The organism is Glaciecola sp. SC05 (assembly GCF_041380235.1).
In the GTDB taxonomy this organism is placed as follows: Bacteria; Pseudomonadota; Gammaproteobacteria; order Enterobacterales; family Alteromonadaceae; genus Glaciecola.
On sequence record NZ_JBGIYY010000041.1, the window covers coordinates 1 to 2,218 of the forward strand.

The 2,218-nt window shown below is 35.7% G+C and carries 3 protein-coding genes; all 3 read left to right on the top strand.

The features are described 5' to 3' along the window. Positions 1-501 precede the first annotated feature (501 nt). Positions 502-738: a hypothetical protein gene (locus AB9H30_RS19230; protein WP_371196411.1), complete on the top strand. Its 237-nt coding sequence runs from the start codon at positions 502-504 to the stop codon at positions 736-738. Positions 739-1,179: 441 nt separating this feature from the next. Continuing rightward, complete coding sequence (locus tag AB9H30_RS19235) at positions 1,180-1,383, top strand: hypothetical protein (RefSeq protein ID WP_371196412.1); 204 nt, start codon at positions 1,180-1,182, stop codon at positions 1,381-1,383. Beyond that, complete coding sequence (locus AB9H30_RS19240) at positions 1,380-2,099, top strand: hypothetical protein (protein ID WP_371196413.1); 720 nt, start codon at positions 1,380-1,382, stop codon at positions 2,097-2,099. Before AB9H30_RS19235 ends, AB9H30_RS19240 begins: the two co-directional genes overlap by 4 nt. The last annotated feature ends 119 nt before the right edge of the window (positions 2,100-2,218 follow it).

Consider the following 2,218-nt stretch of genomic DNA (forward strand, 5'->3'; position numbering starts at 1 on the left):
CGAAAAACCTGAGGTATTGGCTAACTGTCAGTAAAACCTTTAATATCACCAAGCTTCTTGCAGTATGCCAAAATTTAACTTACGCATCTGTCAATACCAGTTCTTTGGATCCCGAGCTTTTTCCAAACATAGAGAGGCAAATGCAGAATTAGTAACTCTTATGTGTCCAAGTTCTTTGCAGGCAAAACGTTGCATTGTATGTGTGGAAATACCTAAACTTTTAGTGATTGACTCTACCGATGATACACCCGAACCAAAGACATGATCTCCTGTATGCAAATTCATTTAGATTTGACGTAGATTAATTTTTTAAGTATCGTTCTCCAGTTATTTTAATATATAAATAGCGGTAAAGGATTTTTGTTATTTATAAAATCAAGGATTGATATTTAGTTCGTTTGTTTCATGAATATAGAGCATTTGGTTTAAATTCTTTCTCTTTATACGTCACTTAACTTTAACAGTAGCGTTTAAATTAATCATTAGCTTAATAGGAATAAAATGAAACAAATAATTAATAAAATTTATGTAGTAATGGTAGTACTGGCGTGCGTGTGCAGCGTAACAAATGCACAGGCAGATCCGAATCCGATTGAGATTGTCCAAGTCACGGGTTCGTACACGGGGCCTTCAATGGTTAACGGTATGATTTGGTATGACTGGGCAAATCTACAAAACAACATTCAATATACTGGTAACTATTATACAAATGCTGCCGCGATAGCTGCTGCAGCTTAAGCAGCTATTGACGCCGCTAATGTAACTCCTCCAACTCCGGAAGAAAACATTAGGATGTGTGAACAGGCTATCGATAGTCGGGTTACACATTGCCAAAGCACCTATACTTTTTATAATTCTGGTATCGGTACGATGTGCGCTGCCGTCGCGATTAGAGTGACCCTCGCAACCGTTAGTTATTCAACAGTATGTGTGCAAGGTACTTATTACTTGCAGCAGCGAGCCACTCAATGGTGCGCAGCGCAGGGTACAAAACAAAAAAATAACACCTGCTATTAATTAAATACAAGCCTACAAATGGAGTTCATTTGTAGGTTATTTTACTGTGTTAGAAAAGGATGTAGAATGAACTATTATTACATTATTAATTTTATGTTTTTTGTCATAGTGATATTCATTTTTAACTCGAAAATAAAAGGGCTAGAAAGCCAAAGTAAGCAAATGGATAAAAGAATTGGTTTGATTCTTCAAAAATTAAATATTCAATATCCAAACCCATCAAAACTACCTCCCGAAGCGATTGAAGCGAAGTTAAAGGGCGATGTAAATAAAGCTTGCTCCCTTATTATTGATGAATTTGGATGTAGTTATGATGAAGCTCACGATGCTCTTTCTGCATGGCCTATTGAGGGTCAGTCAAAGTGAAAGTTATACGTAATCATACTTTGAAGATTAAGCAAGTTTACTCAATTATCATATTGTGCGTGGTATTTGCTACCGTATATTATGTGTTTTTTTTTAAAGCAAGAAATGATGCGATCGTTATAGACCTCCAAAGCAATAACTCAGCTCAAAAGTCATATGTATTAGAAAATAACATTCAACAAAAAACGGCTCCCGTATCGCCCCTCAACCATCCCCTCTCAGTTGAGGGAGATAATGTGAATTTTAAAGCTAACGTTGAAAGGCCAAATACTAAAGATAGGCTACCTGTATTATCAGTTGAGTCACAGTTCAGTGAAAAAGAACAAAGAGCACATTTGGAAAAATTAAATATTGCCCAAAACTTAGCAAGTCAAGGTAATTGGGATGAATTTATGGCATTAAATGATGATTTATCATCTGCTGATGCAGGAAGTCTTAAACATACGCTAGTTTTAACAATCATGAACGATGCTCCTATCGATTTAATTTTATCTTTATTAAATCAGGGAGCTGTATTAGATTTTGAGATTTTAAGGGTGTTAATATCTAAACAAGATTTATCACTTATACAGACCTTTGTTGATTTTGGGTTAGATTTGCAGATGACTGATAGTCAGGGAAAAAATGCAACTTATTACGCGTCCGCTTTTCCCAATAACGCAGACATTCTTGACTACCTTATTTCCCATGGCGTGAACGTGATGCCGAAATCATAAGACCCAAGGTATAGCATATAACATCGATACTTCATCGAAGACTTTCGTCTTTTGCTAGCAAGTTGAATACAGAAAAGTAAAAACGAAAAAACGAGTATAAGACGGATAAAAGCTATTTA

Bases quoted from the DNA above. Each gene is read 5' to 3' on its own strand.
- AB9H30_RS19230 (WP_371196411.1), top strand. From the start codon at position 502: ATGAAACAAATAATTAATAAAATTTATGTAGTAATGGTAGTACTGGCG.
- AB9H30_RS19235 (WP_371196412.1), top strand. From the start codon at position 1,180: ATGGATAAAAGAATTGGTTTGATTCTTCAAAAATTAAATATTCAATAT.